Origin of the sequence: Pseudomonas fluorescens, assembly GCF_002022275.1 — a bacterium.
In the GTDB taxonomy this organism is placed as follows: Bacteria; Pseudomonadota; Gammaproteobacteria; order Pseudomonadales; family Pseudomonadaceae; genus Aquipseudomonas; species Aquipseudomonas fluorescens_AJ.
Genome location: NZ_MSDF01000051.1, coordinates 39,273 through 56,350, shown reverse-complemented (window position 1 = coordinate 56,350; position 17,078 = coordinate 39,273). Strand labels below are relative to the sequence as shown.

Here is a 17,078-nt window from a genome sequence, read left to right as displayed (position 1 = left end):
AATTCGGGTGATTGACCCGTGTTCTGTACCGCTCTTATGTTGGGCAGGTGAAAGGCCTTCCCCTCATAAGAACAGGTACAGAGCATGCCCGAGTTAACCCTGGCCCCGGCCGCCGCCCAAACGCTGCAGCGTTGGCACACGATGTTGGCCAATCGCGATCTGAAAGCCCTGCCCGAACTGTTGGCACCCGATGCCGTGTTTCGCTCGCCCATGGCCCACACGCCCTACCCTGGCGCGCCTGTGGTGTCGATGATCCTCAATACCGTGATCAAGGTGTTTGAAGATTTTGCCTATCACCGTGAATTGGCCAGTGCTGACGGGCTGAATGTGGTGTTGGAGTTCAGTGCGCGGGTGGGTGAGAAGCAGTTGAAGGGCATCGACATGATTCGCTTCAATGAACAGGGGCAGATTGTTGAGTTTGAAGTGATGGTGCGGCCGTTGAGCGGCTTGCAGGCGTTGGGTGAGGAAATGGGGCGACGGTTGGCGCCCTTCCTGACCAAAGTCAAACCTTGATGATCGTTCCCACGCTCTGCGTGGGAATGCATCCTGCGACGCTCCGCGTCGCGACGTTAAGAGCGGACGCAGAGCGTCCCGGGCGGCATTCCCACGCGGAGCGTGGGAACGATCAACAGTGGTGTTATTGGTTTTTCACCAGGACTGGCTCTGCGCGGTATTGGTCCGGGAACAGTTTTTTGAGCTGCGCGACTTTTGGCAGGTCGTTGATCACGATATAGGGGTAAGACGGGTTCTCGGTGAGGAAGTCCTGGTGGTAGGACTCTGCCGGGAAGAACGCTTTGCCGGTCTCGACCTTGGTGACGATGGGTTTGTCGAAGGCTTTGGCGGCGTCCAGCTGCGCAATGTAGGCCTGGGCGACTTTTTGCTGTTCGGCGTTCTGCGCGAAGATTTCCGAGCGGTACTGCGTGCCGCTGTCCGGGCCTTGGCGGTTCAGCTCGGTGGGGTTGTGGGCCACGGAGAAGTAGATCTGCAAGAGCTTGCCGTAGCTGACTTTGCTCGGATCGTAAGTCACCGACACGGACTCGGCGTGGCCAGTATCGCCTTCGCTGACGGACTCATACTGCGCGGTGCCCGCTGCGCCACCGTCATAGCCGGAGACCGCATTTTTCACGCCTTGAACATGCTGGAACACACCCTGCACGCCCCAGAAGCAGCCGCCCGCAAAGACCGCAGTTTGCAGGTTGCCGGATTCGGCGGGCAGGTCGAGTGCCGGCGGCGCGATCATCACCGCGTCTTCAGCGCCACTAAAGGAAAATGCTGAGCTTTGGCCGACAAAAGCAGCGAAAGCGAGCACCGGTACAAACTTGAGTAGTTTCATCACTATCACTCCAGAACACGGTTAACTGTGGGAGCTGGCTTGCCTGCGATGGCGGTGCATCAGTGCCAGATGAAGTGGCTGACCCGGCGCTATCGCAGGCAAGCCAGCTCCCACAGTGATTGGGTTTTCAATTCAGCCGAAGGTGAAGGCGTAGGCCGAGACGTTCGGGTCTAAAAATTCGATGCTGAAGGTGCGGTCCTGCACGGCGCCGCTCTGACGAACAAGTTGGTACAAGCGCTGCTCGGTCACGCTGCCGGTGCCATCCGGCGCTACGTCGGTGCCGTGGGCATCACCTGGGGCCTGGCCGTCGATGCTGACTTTGAAGCGCACCGGCTTGCCATCCGCGCCCGGGCCCAGCACCAGGTGCAGGTCCCGGGCGTGGAAGCGGTAGACGATGCGCCCACCCGCCTGGTCGAGGGTGGCTTGCTGACCGCCTACATTCCATTGGCCTTCCAGGGTCCAGTTATTCAGGGCCAGCTTGCCGGCGGCCGGGTAATTGACCACTTTGTCGGTACCCAGGGTGCCGGTGGTCACGAAGTTTTCGGCACGCTGGAAGCCCAGGTAGGTTTCTGGCGATTGCACTTCATTGCTGTCCGGCGCCTGTTGCACGCCCTTGGCGTCGGCCTCGATCAAACCGCCCGCCACGTTTTTGGCCCCGGCTTCGCGCAGCAGTTGCTGGATCACCCGCTCGGACTCGGCGTAGTCACCTTCACCAAAGTGGTGGTAACGGATCTGGCCCTTGGCATCGGCAAAGTAATGCGCCGGCCAGTATTGGTTGTTGAAGGCGCGCCAGATTTTGTAGTTGTTGTCGATCGCCACCGGGTAGGTGATGCCCAGGTCCTTCATGGCTTTGGTGACGTTGTTAACGTCGCGTTCAAAGGCAAATTCCGGGGCGTGTACACCAATCACTACCAGGCCTTGATCGTGGTACTTCTCGGCCCAGGCTTTGACGTACGGCAAGGTGCGCAGGCAGTTGATGCAGGAGTAGGTCCAGAAATCCACCAGCACGACTTTGCCCTTGAGCGCTTCGGCGGTCAGCGGTGGGCTGTTGAGCCATTGCACCGCGCCGTCCAGCGACGGCAACGCGCCTTCAATCGGCAGCGAGTCACTGTGGTTGGCAGCCGCCATCATTGCACCGCCCGCCATCATCGCCCCGCCCTTCGGTTCAGGCTTGGCGTTCAGGTGATCGACCAGGCTTTGTTCCAGGCCACCCGTGGACGCGGTCGACAAGCGCGACAACACACCGGTGTCCAGCCCCAACGCGATGGCGGCCACACCGGCCAGCATCAACGCGCCGAGCCCACGACGCAGCCATTCACCGGCGCCGAGGGACTTCTTCATGAAACCAAAGACTTTACCGCCGACCAGCAGCGCCAAGGCCAGGGAGGTAGCAGCACCGGCGGCGTAGGCCAGCAACAGCAAGGTAGTGCCGATACTGGCGCCCTGCAGCGCGGCGCCGGTCAACACCAAGCCGAGAATCGGCCCGGCGCAAGGCGCCCACAGCAAACCGGTGGCCACGCCGATCAGGAACGAAGCGCCCGGACGGGGTTTGGCATCGGCCCCGGCGGCTTCCGACAGGCGACTGCCGGCGGCCACCAGCGGCCGCGTCAGGCGCTCCGACAGTTGCGGCAGCAAAAGCGTGAGTCCGAACAGGGCAACGCACAGCAACGCGAGCCAACGCCCGTACTGATTGACTTGCACCACCCAACCGCCGCCCACCGCCGCCAGTGAGGCCACCAGGGCGAACGTCACCGCCATCCCCGCCAAGAGCGGCAAGCCACTGCGCATAAACGGCTGCCCGGTGCGAGCGAAGACAAAAGGCAGAACAGGCAGGATGCACGGGCTGACAATTGTCAGCACGCCGCCCAGATACGCGAGAACCAGAAGCCACATGGGATCTTCCCTTATACAAATTGATAGACATCGGCTTAAGCCGCCGTGAAGGTCATGGCGGCGCCATTCATGCAGTAACGCAGACCGGTAGGGGCCGGGCCGTCGTCAAACACGTGCCCTTGATGACCGCCACAGCGGCGGCAGTGAATTTCCTTGCGCACCACGCCATAGGAGGTGTCGGTGTGGCTGGCGACCGCGTTGTCCAGCGGTTGCCAGAAACTTGGCCAGCCGGTGTGGCTGTCGAACTTGGTGGCCGAGGAAAACAGCGGCAACGCGCAACCGGCGCAGGCGAAGGTGCCGGTGCGGTGTTCATCATTCAGCTTGCTGCTGTAGGGGCGTTCGGTGCCTTCTTCGCGCAACACGTCGAACTGTTCGGCTGTCAGCAGGCTGCGCCACTGGGCTTCGGTGTGGGTCACCTCGAAAGTTTCGGCGGCTTCGACTTCGGTGATCATGTTGATTTGTTTCAGCAGGCCACCGGCCAGAACGGCGACACCCAGGCCACCACCGGCCAGCAGCATTTGTCGACGTGAGTACATATGTTTCTCCTCAACCCATAATTGGATGCGAACCTTCTGTGGCGAGCGGTGCTTTTGTGGCGAGCGGGCTTGCCCCGCGTTGGGCTGCGTAGCGGCCCCAAAAAAAGCGGGAGCGCTGCGCACTCCAACGCGGGGCAAGCCCGCTCGCCACAACAAGCTCCTCGCCGCTACCAGTAAGCTAGCGATGGGCTAATCCTGCACTCCGGGCGGTCGCGAAATCCTCACGCAGAGTTAAACAATTCGTGATAACTACACTGTTGCAAAACCCGCACAATGCGCGGACTACAAGTGAAGGTTTCTCTACATGGATCAGCCAAAACGTGTCCTGGTGGTTGAGGACGATGCGCATATTGCCGACTTGATCTGCCTGCACCTGCGCGATGAGCAATTTGAGGTGGTGCACAGCGCCGACGGCAACGAAGGCCTGCGCCTGCTGGAGCAGGGCGGCTGGGATGCGTTGATCCTCGACCTGATGCTGCCCGGCGTCGACGGCCTGGAAATCTGCCGGCGTGCCCGCGCCATGACACGCTACACACCGATCATCATCACCAGCGCCCGCTCCAGCGAATTGCACCGCATCCTCGGCCTGGAACTCGGCGCCGACGATTACCTGGCCAAGCCGTTCTCGATGCCGGAGCTGGTGGCACGGGTCAAGGCCCTGCTGCGCCGGGTGGATGCCATGGCGCGCAACCTGAAAATGGACGCCGGCAGCCTCGACCTCGGCCAGCTGTTCATCAACCCGCTGACCCGCGACGTCACCCTGCAAGGCCAGCGCCTGGACCTCACGCCGCGTGAATTCGACTTGCTGTACTTCTTCGCTCGCCAGCCGGGCAAGGTGTTTTCACGCATGGACCTGCTCAACGCCGTGTGGGGTTACAGCCACGAAGGCTACGAACACACCGTCAACACGCATATCAACCGCCTGCGTGCCAAGGTCGAGGCCGACCCGGCCAACCCGGCGCGCATCCTCACGGTGTGGGGCCGTGGCTACAAATTTGCCGAGAGCACGCCATGAAGCTGACCCTGACCCAACGCTTGTCGGTGGTGTTCGCCGTACTGCTGGTGATTTGCAGCGGTACCTCGGCGTGGCTGCAAGTGCGCTCCAACCACATGCACGAGTTGGAAGTGGTACAAGGCCTGTCCCGCGACCTGGCGGCGCACATTGCCCGTGACACCCAATTGATGGACGCCGACGGCCTCAAACCCGATGCCGTGCGCAACCTGTTCAGCCAGTTGATGCTGGTGAACCCGAGCGTCGAGGTGTACCTGCTCGATATCAATGGCCTCGTGGTCGGCAATGCCGCGCCCAGCGGGCATTTGTTGCGTGATCATGTTGATTTGGCGCCTGTCCGGCGCTTCCTCAGCGGCGCCATGTTGCCGATCCTCGGTGATGACCCGCGCAGCGTCGACGGGCGCAAGGTGTTCAGCGCTGCGCCGCTCAAGGCCAACGGCCAGCAAACCGGTTTCCTGTATGTGGTGCTGCTGGGCGAAGCGCATGACGTGTACGACGCCAAGGACGCCACCGGCATGGCGCTGAAAATCGCCCTGTGGTCCATTGGTCTGGTGGCGTTGCTGTGCCTGATGGCTGGCCTGATTGCCTTTGCCTGGATCACCCGCCCCTTGCGCCAGTTGACCGACAAGGTCGGCCAGTTCGACATCAATGGCGCGCCAAAACCGCAGCAAACCCACGCCCCCGAACTCGACAGCAGCGATGAAATCGCCGTGCTCGACCACGCCTTTGTGCAGATGGAAAACCGCCTCGGCGAACAATGGCGGGCCATCACCCACCAGGACCAGGAGCGCCGGGAAATGGTCGCGAATATTTCCCACGACCTGCGCACGCCCCTCGCTTCGCTGCATGGTTACCTGGAAACCCTGTCCCTCAAGGATGCCAGCCTGACCCCGGAAGAGCGCCGCCGTTACCTCGGCATCGCGCTGGACCAGAGCCGCAAAGTCGGCGGCCTGGCCCAGTCATTGCTGGAACTGGTGCGCCTGGAACACGGCTTTGTGCAACCGGTGATCGAAGGCTTCTCGCTGCCGGATCTGGTGCAGGACATCTTCCAGAAATTCGAACTGACCGCCGAAGCCCGTGGCATCACCCTCACCGCCACCCTGCCGCCGCAGGTGCCGACCGTGCTGGCGGACCTGGGCCTGATCGAACGGGTGCTGACCAACCTGCTCGACAACGCCTTGCGCCACACGCCGCTCAACGGTGAAGTCGAGGTGATCCTCTCCCCGGAGGCAAACGCCGTAGGCGTCACGGTCAGCGACAGCGGCCCCGGCATCGACGCCGAGTTGCGCGAAGGCCTGTTCCTGCGTGCCTTCACCATCGGTGGCGCACGCCGCGATGGCGGCCTGGGCCTGCGCATCGTGCACCGCATCCTGCAATTGCACGGGCGCAGCATCCAGTTGGTGGACCGCCCAGGGCATGGCGCGACATTCAGCTTTTCCCTAGAAACCCGAGCATCAGCGCGTTGACCTGCTGCCCTTGCTCGTTCTGAATCCAGTGGCCGCAGTTGGCCAATACATGCTGCTCCAACTGCGGCACTGAGTCGGGCATGCGCTTGATCGTGTGCGCTTCAAACACGCCGACCGGGTCACGGTCGCCGATCAGGAACAGCGTGGGTTGCAGCACTTGGCGGCCAGCGAGAAATTCAGTGCGTTGCCAGTTGCGTTCGAAGTTGCGGTACCAGTTCAGCGGGCCGCGAAAGCCGTGTTCGGTGAAGGTGTGCACATACACGTCCAGATCCTTCTGGCTGCACCAACCCGGCAACGCCCCTGGCCCCGAAACGCCTTCGAGCAACGTGGCGGTGGGCGGTTTCTTTTGTAGAAACACGTCCTGATCACTCATGAACAGCCGCAACGTGCGTTCGATATCAGCGTTCAACTCCTCCTCGGCCACACCGGGTTCCTGGAAATACAGGATGTAATTGAACCGGTCGGCGTACAGCTCACGCATAATTTCGATCACCGGCCTGCGGGCACGCCCGGCGAAGGGGACGGACATCGCAATCAAGCGCGTGACACGCTCAGATTCCAGCAACGCCAGGTGCCAGGCGATCACGGCCCCCCAATCGTGGCCGACCATCACCACGTGTGTATGGCCGAAATAATCCATGGCCTGCTGGATATCGGCACACAGGGTCAGCACATCGTAATCGGCGACTGCAGCGGGTGAACTCGATTGGCCATAGCCACGCATTTCGGGGGCAAACACACGATAACCCCGGGCAACCAGCGGAGGAATCTGCTCGCGCCAGGAGTGCCAGCACTCAGGAAAACCATGCAGCAGCCATATCGGTTTACCGTGTTCAGGGCCAGCAATGTGCACGCACAACTCAATACCGTTGACGGCAATCTGTTGCTCAATCAGGGGGCTCATGGGCGTGGCCTTTCTGAGGGTTTTGCGCAGCGTGCAGCATTGCGTGCATCGCAGCCAGCATCATTGATGCCAGGAATGACTCAGGCCACCGCCCACCAACGCGGCAGCAATTGCCTGACGCGGGCCTCGCCAAAGCGGTCATCAATCAACATCACCACGCCCTCGTCCTGCTGGCTGCGGATCACCCTCCCCGCCGCCTGCACGACTTTTTGAATGCCGGGATACAGGTAGGTGTAGTCGTAGCCCGCTCCGAAAATCGCGGCCATGCGCGCTTTCATCTGCTCATTCACCGGGTTCAGTTGCGGCAAGCCCAAGGTGGCAATAAACGCTCCGATCAAGCGCGCGCCGGGAAGATCGATGCCCTCACCAAACGCGCCGCCGAGGACGGCAAAGCCAATGCCCTGGCTGTGCTGGGTGAATTGATCGAGGAAGGCCTGCCGCTCGGCCTCGGCCATGCCGCGCGATTGCAACCACAGCGTGACATTCGGGTGCCGCTCGGCCATCAACTGCGCCACCTGCTGCAGGTAATCGAAGCTGCTGAAGAACGCCAGGTAGTTGCCGGGCCGTTGTGCAAATTGCCGCGCGATCAGTTCAACGATGGGCTCCAGCGACGCTTGGCGGTGCACGAACCGCGTGGAAATCTCATCGACGATACGCACCTGCAACTGCTCGGCCTTGAAGGGTGACTCTACGTCCACCCATGCGGTGTCGGCCGGCAAGCCGAGCAAGTCGGCGTAGTAATGGCGGGGGCTCAAGGTGGCGGAAAACAGCACGCTGCTGCGCGCGGCGGTCAACCTGGGCCGGATAAATTCAGCGGGCACCACGTTGCGCAGGCACAGGGTTGAAGCGCTGCGCTTGCCCCCGAACTCGCGTTTGCTGATATCGAAGATGAAGTGCTCATTGAACAGCTCGGCCACCTTGGCAAATTGCAGCGCTTCGAAATAGAAGGCTTGCAGGTCGCCGCTGAGGGCTTCGGGGTGGTCGTTGAAATAGTCGCCCATGGCGCTGGCGCACAGGCTCAGGGCCTGGAGCAATTTTTCGGGCCGGGTCGCGTAGGCCTGATACGGCGCGACCTGCTCCTTGTGCAGGGCATTCCATTCGCGGTTCAAGCGTTGCAGGGGTTTCTTCAGCGGCTCGGGCGCCGTGTCGCGCAGGGTCTTGAGGCTGTATTGATCGAGGCTCGCGCTGTACATCGAACGGGCGCGTTCCACCAGGTTGTGCGCCTCGTCCACCAGCACGGCGGCGCGCCACTGATTAAGCTGGGCGAGACCAAAGAGCATGGCGCCAAAGTCAAAATAATAGTTGTAGTCGGCGACGACCAGGTCGGTCCAGCGCGCCATTTCCTGGCTCAGGTAATACGGGCATACGTCATGCGCCAGGGCCACTTCGCGCAGGTTGCGTTGGTCGAGCAGGCGCACCTCTGACGCAGCCACGCGCGCGGCAGGCAGGCGGTCGTAAAAACCTTTGGCCAACGAGCAGGAATCACCGTGGCAGGCTTTGTCCAGGTGCTCACAGGCCTTGTCCCGCGCCACTAGTTCAAGCACGCGCAGGGGCAAGTCGGGGCTGCTGTCGTACAGCACCTGGGCGGCATCCAATGCCAACTTGCGCCCAGGTGTCTTGGCGGTGAGGAAGAACACTTTGTCCAGCTGCTGGGGCGCCAGGGCCTTGAGCATCGGAAAGATCGTGCCGACGGTCTTGCCGATGCCGGTGGGCGCCTGGGCCATCAGGCAGCGGCCGGTGCTGACGGCCTTGTAGACCGTCTCGGCCAACGAGCGCTGGCCAGGGCGAAACGCGGCATGGGGAAATGCCAAGCCTTGTGCGGCCCTGTTGCGCGCGTCGCGGTGCTGCATTTCCTTTTCGGCCCAGCCGAGAAACAGCGCGCATTGACGGTTGAAGAACAGCTCCAGATCCGCTGCCTGAAAACGCTGGTTAAGCAAGGTTTCGCCTTCGCCGACAATGTCGAAGTACACCAGCGCCAAGTCGATTTCAGCGAGCCCCAGCTTCTGGCACATCAACCAGCCATAGACCTTGACCTGCGCCCAATGCAATTGGCGATGGTTGGCGGGCTGGGCGTCAAGGTCGCCACGATAGGTTTTCACTTCTTCCAGGCGATTGCTGTCCGGATCGTAGCCGTCCGCCCTGCCCCGCACCTTGAGTTGCTGATACTCGCCTTCCAGCGCCACCTCATTTTGATAGTGCGCGCTGCGCCGGGAAGCCACGGTGCGATGGCCGACAATGCCTTCCTGAGCGCTGGGCGACGGCGTAAAACGCAAATCGAGGTCGCCGACCTTGGCGGTGAATTCACACAGCGCCCGCACGGCCACGCTGTAACTCAAGCGGTTTCTGCCCAGCGCACGTAGCACACGGTGACCGGCATCTGGTACTCACCGCAGAACTCCAGCCAACGCAGCTGGTTGTCCTGCAAACGGTCGCCGGGGCCCTTGACCTCGATCATGCGGTAGGTTTTTTGCGCCGGCCAGAACTGGATCAGGTCCGGCATACCGGCGCGGTTGGCGCGAATGTCCAGCAGCAAGCGTTCAAACCAGTAGCGCAGATGGTCGGCGGGCAGGCATTCCAGAGCTTGCTCGAGCAATTCCTCGCTTAGCAGGTTCCAGAACACGAACGGCGATTGAATGCCCCATTTGTCTGCGTAGCGTTGGCGGATGGTGGTTTTGTAGCGTTCGTCCTGCAGTTGCTCAAAGCACGCGGTGAACAATGCGGCGCGGCGTTGGTGGAAATCCTCACTGTGCAAATCCACCGGCCCGCGCTGAAACGGGTGGAAAAACGAACCCGGCAACGGCGCGAAAATCGCTTCCCAGCACAGCAGGCCAAACAGTGAATTGATCAGCCCGTTTTCGACGTAATGCACTGGCGCATCCGGCTCGCTCAGGTGGGCCTGAACGCAGTATTCCACCGACATCAGCGGCTCAGGGATCGCCAATGCCAGATCCAGGCGCGTGACGGCCCGGGGCTTGACCTTGGGCAGCGCCGGTTCGCCCAATTTACGCCGCAGGCGTGGCAGCACGCGCAACACATGCTGCGCTTCGGCGGCGCTTTCCGGGGCCTGTTGCGCGGCGCACGCCAGGGCCATGGCCTGCGCGTAATCCTCTTGGCGTTCCAGAACACGGATCAGCCGTGAGCGTGCGCCGGGGTAAGCACATTGGCGGTAAATCTGCTCGGCCAAAGCCAGTTCGGCGCTGCGCTCGCAATACTGCCCGACCTGAAACAACAACTTGGCGCGACGTTTTTCCAGCCAGGGATTGTCGGTGTGCAACGTGGCGATTTGCGCCAGCACCCCCTCCAGCGCTTCACCCGCCTCATAGGCCTGCTGGCACCCGTGCAGGAACAGAAAGCCGTGCACGTCCTCACGGTTACGCAGGCCACGGGACTCGGCGCAAAATTCGACTTTTTCGTAGGTGTAGATGCCCAGGTCCGCCAGCACGAATTCCGACCAGTCCTGGTAAAGGTTGCCGAAAAACATCAGGCGCAGGCGATCGCACAAATCCATTACGGTGAGGCTGTACAGTGCATCGCTGAGGTCCGGGCACCATTGGGCAAAACTGCGGGTTTCGGTGAACTGCGCTGCCAGCGCCTCCCGCCAGTCAGCCTTCTTGGCCTTGGGCTGGTCGATCCAGGGTTTGAAGGTTCCGAGGATTTCGCCCTTTTGCAGCAGCGCGAACAGCTCTTCAAACGCGAGCAGGCCCCTGTCATCGACCCAGCCCTGTTCCACCAACGCCAACGCGGCGGTGTGGGTGCAACCGATCTCGAGGTAATTGAGCTTGCTCGCCCGAAAATGCGCGCCCTTGCGCATCACCATGCGCACCAAAAGTGCCTGGGACGCCTGCGGCAACCTGTCAAATTGCTGAATAAACTGCAATTCGTCCGGGTCGAGCAAATCGGCATAGCGCTGCCCCAACCACAGCAGCACTTGGCGGAAGTTATGCAGGTAATACAAGGGATCGTCGAGGGGGTTGGCCATGTCGCGCGCTGATCAAATACTGGTTATGCATACAGAGTGCCGTCGCAAACGCCTTGTTGCAATCGGTAATAGATAAATGGCGCACGCAACTTTCCGTATAAAAGTGATCAGATGAGGATGTTGATCGCGTAACATTTGCTACTCGCAGCCCATGGCGCGGGACTTTTCAGGGCTAAAGGTAAGGGTTATGAACATGAAGAATTTGGGTCTGCCGCTGGTTGCACTCACTTTTCTGGTATTGGCCGGTTGCTCGACGCAAACCGTGGTGACGTTGCAAAACGGCACGCAGTATTTGACCAAGGACTCGCCGAAAACCAAAACCGTCGACGGTTTCTACGAATTCACCGACATCGCCGGCAAGCACATACGTGTCAAAGCCGACGACGTGGCGACGGTACGCAGCGAAAAATAACCACAAAAAAGCCCCGCAAATGCGGGGCTTTTTTTATGGCGTTCAATACCGGTAGTACGGGTGGTAATACGGGTGATAGTAGGGATGGTAGTAGTAAGAATGGTAGTACGGCCGGTAGCAGCATGGACTTGGGTACGCCGGGTACACCGCACACCCGCCGAGCCCCAGCAGCAACAAGGCGCACAGCAACAATCGAATTCGGGACATGCTCAGCTCCTCACATGACGCGCGAAACATCTCGCGGTTAGTCATTGAACGTTTGAGCCGGTGTAATCCCGTCGCCCTGTTCAGTGAAGAATTATTTACCGAAGGATTCCCTGCGCTGCGCCGTTTAACCGTCAAGTCGCCTTCATCTTCGAGGGCGCAGCACGGAGATCGACAGCCATGGCACGCATGCCCCAAACACTACGCGCGCTTTTTCTGATTCCCTTGACCCTGGCAGCGTTGGCGAGCACGCCGGCGTTTGCCGACACCATCATCGTTCGCCAGCCACCCCGGGTGGTCGTGGTGAAAGCCCCGCCGCCGCCGGTGTATTACGGGCATTGGGGCTACGCGCCACGACCTTACTACTATCCGCATCATTATTACGGCTATGGGTATGGCTACCCCCACCCGTACTGGCACCGCGGCTGGTAAGGGCAGCGCGTTTTATCAACTGATGGAAATGCCATCCGCCCACAGGCCGCCGTGCCCGACGCCCACCAGTGTCACCGAGTCGGCGCCAAACGTGAGCACCGTATCGGCGCCGACCACTTTGGCGTGGTCACGCAGGTCGGTGCTTCCTTCCACGTCCTTGAACACCAGTTTGTCGCTGGTCTGGTAGCCAATCACGCGGTCGTTGCCGAAGTGGCCGCTGAACAGAAAAGTGTTATGCCCACTGTTGTCGCGGATGGTGTCGTTGCCCTTGCCGCCTTCGATAAAGTCGGCGCCCTTGCCGCCCTGGATCAGGTCGTTGCCGTTGCTGCCGATGATAAAGGTGTTGCCCTTGTGCGCCTCGGCGTTGCGGTTGAGGTCCTGCACCCAGGTGTTGGCCCGCGCCGGGTCGGACAGGTTGGCGACGATCACCGTCGAGTCGCGGTTCATCTGGTCGTAGAAGCCTGATTCAAGGATGCGCGTCATGCCATCGCCATAGCCGGTGGGCAAATGCGAGACCCAGGTCGGCAGGTTGACGATGGAAAACGGTAGCACATTCCACAGCGACGAGGCGTAGTGGTCGTTGAAGCTGACGATATTGTCGGTGGTTGACTCGTGGGGTTTGTCATGCACGCCCAACGACGACAGGTTGAACGATGAGCCGTCCAGCGCGCGGAACACCGGGTCGTTCTCGTAGCCGATATTCAGCACCTTGTCGCCACTGCTCTGGGTCGGCGAGGCATAGGCCACGTAGTTGGAATCCTTGTAGAACCCCGACCATTTATTGGTGCTCAAGTCCGCCATGCTGTTGACTGCCAGCCCGCCCAGGCTGTGGCCGCTGACCACCACGTCCTTGCCGGTCAAGCCATGCGCGCTGGCATAGTCAGCGACGTTTTTGAGCAAGCCGCCAAACGCTTCGCCGGAATAGTTTTTCGCATAATCCTTGGGACCCAGCGCGGCGAGCAGATCGCTGATCAGGTCGCCGATGGAGTCGCTGATCAGGGTTTCCCGTGGCCCCGAGGTGCCGCGAAAGCCGATGCCGATTTCGAGCAGCTTGCCCGCGTCATCGTATTTGCCCAGCACCTCGACCTGCGCCGTGGTGTAGCCGGCTTTTTCGCCGAAGAAGGTCCCCCGAGCATCGACCTTGCCGCCGTAGCCCAGGGCACTCGCGCTGATCGGCGTCCACCCGGCTTTCTGCACCGCCTCTAGGGCGGCTTTTTCCGAGTCGGGGTTCCAGGGAATGCCGGGAATTACACCCTGTGAGTCAGTGCTGCCCAGTAGCGCCCCGACCAGCGTGGCCGGCAAACCAAGCCCCAGGCCGTTGTGCTGGTAGCCCACGGCAAAGCCGTTATCCAGGTTGTGGTAGGAATACAGCGTGATCGCCATGGCATCGGCGAACAACGCTTTGGAGCCCTCGGTCCCGAGGTTTTTATAGTCAAAGATACCCATGGTAGTGCCTCTCTGTTGTTGGATTTGTAGAGAAAGCGAAAATACTCATTAGCCTGTTTAAGGGCCGAGCTTGTGTGGGAGCTGGCTTGCCTGCGATGGCATCACCTCGGTCTGACTGACTCACCGAGGCGCCTGCATCGCAGGCAAGCCAGCTCCCACAGAAGCCCAGCTCCCACACAAAGTTTTTTTAGAACGCCCAGTCCAGGCTCAACCCCACCCCATGCACCTTGTCCTTGCTGGCGAGCAAGCCGTTGTAGTCAAAATTCACCCGCGCATCCTTGCTCAGCGCCAGGCTCACCCGCGCACCGACCAGCGCCGCATCGCGCACCATCGGCGCACTTTCCACCGCAAACGACGGGCCGCCCGAGGCAAACGCCAGGTGCTGCTCCGAATCCGTGCTGCTCAGGTTGTGCTGCCAGCCCAGGGTGCCGGACACCTCAAGCTGCTGATGGTCATTCACGTTGAAGGTTTTCAACGCACGCACACCCAAGGTGCTCAACACCACGTCGCGCGTATCGTCGTGGCCCTTGAGCGCGGCGGCATCACCCTTCTCGGTGAACCCATCGGTGTCCAGGTGCACGTAAGCCAGGTTGGCGAACGGCTCCAGAGCCAGGGGTTGCAGGTTGACGCGGTATGCCGCTTCACCGAACACCTGAGTGCTGGTCGCGTCCGTTTTGACTTTCTGCTTGCCGGCGACATCACCGTATTGCAGGTCACGTTTCACGTCAGCGCGGTGCCAGCTGTAGGTCGCGCCGCCGCTCAGACGCCAGGCGCCGATTTCATGGCCCGCGTATGCGCCAAAGTGGTAGCTGTCCACCGAAGCGCGGCTATGGGTGTCACTGCCCATGTTCAGCGAGGTATCGCTGTAGCCGGCCACGAGGCCAATACGCGTTGACTCATCGAGCGCACCGTCTACACCGGCGAGCAAGCCGCCGATTGAAGTGGTGTAACCCGCCGTGTCACTGCGGCTGTCCGTCTTGCCCCACGCCCCCAATGCCTTGACCCATACGTTGCCACGGCTGTCGACGGTCTGGCTCGACGCGCCCATCTCACCGTTGCGCAGACGCTCGCCCACGGCTTCGCGCACGTAGCGGCTGTCGTTGACCAGCGCGCTCTGCAGCGCCGGGTAGATTTCGCCGGACAGTTGCTGGAACGCGCCTTGTGCCGAAGCGGCCGTCGGCGCCAGCAGCAGGCTTTCATACACCGCATTGCCCGCGCCCAATTGCTCGGCAGCGGCGGCCACGGAGCGCTGGTTCGGCGTGGTAGCGACACTGGCGAAACTGTTGGTGCGCACCACATCCAGCTGCACACCGGTCGGCGCGTAGTTCAGCGTGCCGCCGACAAACAGGTAATTGGGCACTACCGCAGCAAAGCTGCCGGTAATGCCGCCCGCCGCTTGCAGGATGTTGTACTGGCGGCCGATCAGGCTTTGCGCCTGGGCGTTGGTCAGCAGCGTCGGGCTGTTTTCCAGGGCCAGGGTCACGGTGCCGCCGTTGAGCGTGGCGGTGCCGCCTGCGACGATGCGGTCGCTGCTGGTTTGCGACAGCTCTACCGCGTAAGTGGAGCCCGCATCAAAGGTGACGTTGCCCGCCACATTCAGCGTGCCGATGGAGTTGCCCGGCGCCACGGTACCGCCGCTTTTTGCGGACAACGAACCGATTCGCCCCGAACCGCCCACCACGCCGTTCTGGCTGACAGTGACGTCGGAAGTGACCGAGCCATTGATTGCCAGCAAGCCTTGGTTGACCAGCGTGGGGCCGCTGTAGGTGTTGGCGCCGGTCAGCACCAGCGTGCCGATGCCTTGCTTGGTCAGGCCGCCATGCCCGGAAATGTCATTGCTCCACACGTCGCGCCCGCAATGCACGTCGGTGCACAGGCGCTGAGTCGGCTTGCCGGCGTCCACCACGGCGCCGACACCTGGCAAGTCCGCAACAAACTGCCCGCTGCCATAGGCGCCGTCGATGCGAAACTCGGCCGGGATATCTTCAGCGGTGATGAACATCCCCGGGCCATTCACTGCCTTGCCCAGGTTGATCATGCCCCAGCCGTACAGCGAATCGATGCCCGGCGCGCCGAGGTCGGTGGCGGTTGTTTTGAGCAGCGTGGAGATCTGGTCGCCGCTCATGTAGGGAAAGCGTTCCATCAGCACGGCGGCCGCGCCGGCCACGTGGGGCGCCGCCATGGACGTGCCGTTTTTGTTGGCCCAGTCGGTGGTCAAGTTGCTCAGGTCGGTGCCGTTGATGATCGAGCTGAAGATCTTGGTGCCCGGCGCCGACACGCAAAAGCTCGCCGCATAACCGCAGCGCGTAGAGAACGTGCTGATCACGTAGGGATCAGGGCTCGCGGTGTTCGGGTTCTGCTGCAACGCCGCGACCGACAGCCAGTTCGGCGCGATCTCCGGCACAAAGTACGCCAGGCCCGACATCGCATCCGGGTTGTTAAGGTTGTAGTCGTTACCCGCCGCAAAGATGGTCAGCACGCCACTGCGCGCCGCATCGATTGCTCCCTGATAAGCACCGCCGGCGAGGGTGCCGAGGAGTGGCCGGATGACGTTGAACTGGGCCTGCGCTTCATTCACCGTGAAGTTCGGGAACGCCGGATCGCGACCGCCCTTGGCGTACTGATCGCCGATGCCGATGCCCCAGCTGTTGTTGATGATCCGCGCGCCGCTGGCGACCAGCCCGTCCCAACCCGCTTTGTACACCGCACCGTCGTTGCCGAGGATGATCCCGTCTTCCGGCCCCGGGTCGCCGTTTTCCGCCGTGATGATTTGCGCATTGAACGCCACGCCATGCATCGGCCCGCCATCGCGGTTACCGGCGGCAATCCCGCCGACGTGGGTGCCATGGTTGCCCAGCTTGCCGTTGGAATCCTTGGACGGCGTGCCGTCATAGCGGAACGCATCGCCCGCCTTCACCGGAATGTACGGGTCGGTGTATTGGCGAATGCCCTCGGTGACCACTGTCACGACTTTGTCGGGGCTGGCGAATTCCGGGTGCTGGGCGTACACCGGCTGGTCGAAGATACCCAGCTTGACGCCCTTGCCGGTGTAGCCGGCGGCGTAGGCGTCATCTGCATGCACCGCGCCCAGGCCCCAATCGGCCTTGAACTCGTTGCTGCGCCAACTGGCGGCGTCGCCCAGTTTGCCGGTTTCCACATAGGGTGCGGCCTGGGCGGTCCCCAGGCTTGCCAGGCAGCACAGCAGCGCGCCGTATGGCACGCAGCTCAAAGCCTTGAGCGGGTAGCCCGGGCCTGTGTGAGTGGCGGTAGTTAACCCTGACTTGCGTTTGTTCACGGTGACCTTCCTTAGTTTTCTTATTGCACTTATTTGAAAATCATCTCCACCCAACACCGCCGATCCAATGTGGGAGCTGGCTTGCCTGCGATAGCGGTGTGTCAGCCAGCATCTTCACCACTGACCCGCCGCTATCGCAGGCAAGCCAGCTCCCACATTTTTTGAT

General features: G+C 61.6%; 14 protein-coding genes. 5 read left to right on the top strand and 9 right to left on the bottom strand.

Annotated elements, in window-relative coordinates:
* Positions 1 to 84: 84 nt before the first annotated feature.
* Entirely contained in the window at positions 85 to 513 is a 429-nt protein-coding gene (locus tag BFW87_RS24870) for a nuclear transport factor 2 family protein (RefSeq protein WP_078742359.1), read from the top strand.
* 124 nt (positions 514 to 637) lie between these two features.
* On the opposite strand, the gene msrA is transcribed toward BFW87_RS24870, so the two are convergent.
* From msrA to msrB, 3 genes are all read right to left on the bottom strand, one after another.
* Complete coding sequence (gene msrA, locus BFW87_RS24865) at positions 638 to 1,333, bottom strand: peptide-methionine (S)-S-oxide reductase MsrA (RefSeq protein ID WP_078742358.1); 696 nt, start codon at positions 1,331 to 1,333, stop codon at positions 638 to 640.
* Positions 1,334 to 1,465: 132 nt separating this feature from the next.
* Positions 1,466 to 3,226 carry a cytochrome c biogenesis protein DipZ gene (locus BFW87_RS24860; protein ID WP_078742357.1) on the bottom strand — a complete coding sequence of 587 codons (1,761 nt, stop codon included), beginning with the start codon at positions 3,224 to 3,226 and terminating at the stop codon, positions 1,466 to 1,468.
* A 35-nt stretch (positions 3,227 to 3,261) separates the two neighbouring features.
* Entirely contained in the window at positions 3,262 to 3,762 is a 501-nt protein-coding gene (msrB, locus tag BFW87_RS24855) for a peptide-methionine (R)-S-oxide reductase MsrB (RefSeq protein WP_078742356.1), read from the bottom strand.
* 304 nt (positions 3,763 to 4,066) lie between these two features.
* On the opposite strand from msrB, the gene BFW87_RS24850 reads away from it, so the two are divergent.
* Together BFW87_RS24850 and BFW87_RS24845 are read left to right on the top strand one after the other, a co-directional pair.
* Positions 4,067 to 4,777, top strand: coding sequence for a response regulator transcription factor (locus BFW87_RS24850; protein WP_078742355.1), 711 nt, complete (start codon positions 4,067 to 4,069; stop codon positions 4,775 to 4,777).
* On the top strand, positions 4,774 to 6,240 hold the full coding sequence (locus BFW87_RS24845) for a sensor histidine kinase (protein ID WP_078742354.1): 1,467 nt from the start codon (positions 4,774 to 4,776) through the stop codon (positions 6,238 to 6,240). The genes BFW87_RS24850 and BFW87_RS24845 overlap by 4 nt, the downstream gene beginning before the upstream one ends.
* Here the strand turns inward: BFW87_RS24845 and BFW87_RS24840 are convergent.
* The 3 genes from BFW87_RS24840 to BFW87_RS24830 form a co-directional block, all read right to left on the bottom strand.
* Positions 6,203 to 7,144 (bottom strand): alpha/beta fold hydrolase, encoded by a 942-nt coding sequence (locus tag BFW87_RS24840; protein WP_078742353.1) that lies wholly within the window; start codon positions 7,142 to 7,144, stop codon positions 6,203 to 6,205. The genes BFW87_RS24845 and BFW87_RS24840 overlap by 38 nt on opposite strands.
* 80 nt (positions 7,145 to 7,224) lie before the next feature.
* A complete protein-coding gene (locus tag BFW87_RS24835) occupies positions 7,225 to 9,480 on the bottom strand; it encodes an ATP-dependent DNA helicase (RefSeq protein ID WP_078742409.1) in 2,256 nt (751 codons plus the stop codon).
* Complete coding sequence (locus BFW87_RS24830; protein WP_078742352.1) at positions 9,477 to 11,123, bottom strand: VRR-NUC domain-containing protein; 1,647 nt, start codon at positions 11,121 to 11,123, stop codon at positions 9,477 to 9,479. The genes BFW87_RS24835 and BFW87_RS24830 overlap by 4 nt, the downstream gene beginning before the upstream one ends.
* 187 nt (positions 11,124 to 11,310) lie before the next feature.
* Between BFW87_RS24830 and BFW87_RS24825 the strand changes: the two genes are divergently transcribed.
* On the top strand, positions 11,311 to 11,535 hold the full coding sequence (locus tag BFW87_RS24825; protein WP_016971788.1) for a YgdI/YgdR family lipoprotein: 225 nt from the start codon (positions 11,311 to 11,313) through the stop codon (positions 11,533 to 11,535).
* Between the two features lie 42 nt (positions 11,536 to 11,577).
* On the opposite strand, the gene BFW87_RS32060 is transcribed toward BFW87_RS24825, so the two are convergent.
* Complete coding sequence (locus BFW87_RS32060) at positions 11,578 to 11,742, bottom strand: hypothetical protein (RefSeq protein ID WP_176159819.1); 165 nt, start codon at positions 11,740 to 11,742, stop codon at positions 11,578 to 11,580.
* Positions 11,743 to 11,919: 177 nt separating this feature from the next.
* Between BFW87_RS32060 and BFW87_RS24820 the strand changes: the two genes are divergently transcribed.
* On the top strand, positions 11,920 to 12,171 hold the full coding sequence (locus BFW87_RS24820) for a hypothetical protein (protein WP_078742351.1): 252 nt from the start codon (positions 11,920 to 11,922) through the stop codon (positions 12,169 to 12,171).
* Between the two features lie 15 nt (positions 12,172 to 12,186).
* Here the strand turns inward: BFW87_RS24820 and BFW87_RS24815 are convergent, their stop codons facing one another.
* Entirely contained in the window at positions 12,187 to 13,617 is a 1,431-nt protein-coding gene (locus tag BFW87_RS24815) for a polyurethane esterase (protein ID WP_078742350.1), read from the bottom strand.
* Between the two features lie 187 nt (positions 13,618 to 13,804).
* Positions 13,805 to 16,912 carry an autotransporter outer membrane beta-barrel domain-containing protein gene (locus BFW87_RS24805; protein WP_078742348.1) on the bottom strand — a complete coding sequence of 1,036 codons (3,108 nt, stop codon included), beginning with the start codon at positions 16,910 to 16,912 and terminating at the stop codon, positions 13,805 to 13,807.
* Positions 16,913 to 17,078: the final 166 nt, after the last annotated feature.

What these genes read in the sequence shown, in the direction of transcription:
- BFW87_RS24815 (WP_078742350.1), bottom strand. Translation starts at nt 13,617, where the DNA reads ATGGGTATCTTTGACTATAAAAACCTCGGGACCGAGGGCTCCAAAGCG.
- BFW87_RS24825 (WP_016971788.1), top strand. Translation starts at nt 11,311, where the DNA reads ATGAACATGAAGAATTTGGGTCTGCCGCTGGTTGCACTCACTTTTCTG.
- BFW87_RS24830 (WP_078742352.1), bottom strand. Translation starts at nt 11,123, where the DNA reads ATGGCCAACCCCCTCGACGATCCCTTGTATTACCTGCATAACTTCCGC.
- BFW87_RS24845 (WP_078742354.1), top strand. Translation starts at nt 4,774, where the DNA reads ATGAAGCTGACCCTGACCCAACGCTTGTCGGTGGTGTTCGCCGTACTG.
- BFW87_RS24840 (WP_078742353.1), bottom strand. Translation starts at nt 7,144, where the DNA reads ATGAGCCCCCTGATTGAGCAACAGATTGCCGTCAACGGTATTGAGTTG.
- BFW87_RS32060 (WP_176159819.1), bottom strand. Translation starts at nt 11,742, where the DNA reads ATGTCCCGAATTCGATTGTTGCTGTGCGCCTTGTTGCTGCTGGGGCTC.
- BFW87_RS24820 (WP_078742351.1), top strand. Translation starts at nt 11,920, where the DNA reads ATGGCACGCATGCCCCAAACACTACGCGCGCTTTTTCTGATTCCCTTG.
- BFW87_RS24870 (WP_078742359.1), top strand. Translation starts at nt 85, where the DNA reads ATGCCCGAGTTAACCCTGGCCCCGGCCGCCGCCCAAACGCTGCAGCGT.
- BFW87_RS24850 (WP_078742355.1), top strand. Translation starts at nt 4,067, where the DNA reads ATGGATCAGCCAAAACGTGTCCTGGTGGTTGAGGACGATGCGCATATT.
- msrA (WP_078742358.1), bottom strand. Translation starts at nt 1,333, where the DNA reads ATGAAACTACTCAAGTTTGTACCGGTGCTCGCTTTCGCTGCTTTTGTC.
- msrB (WP_078742356.1), bottom strand. Translation starts at nt 3,762, where the DNA reads ATGTACTCACGTCGACAAATGCTGCTGGCCGGTGGTGGCCTGGGTGTC.
- BFW87_RS24860 (WP_078742357.1), bottom strand. Translation starts at nt 3,226, where the DNA reads ATGTGGCTTCTGGTTCTCGCGTATCTGGGCGGCGTGCTGACAATTGTC.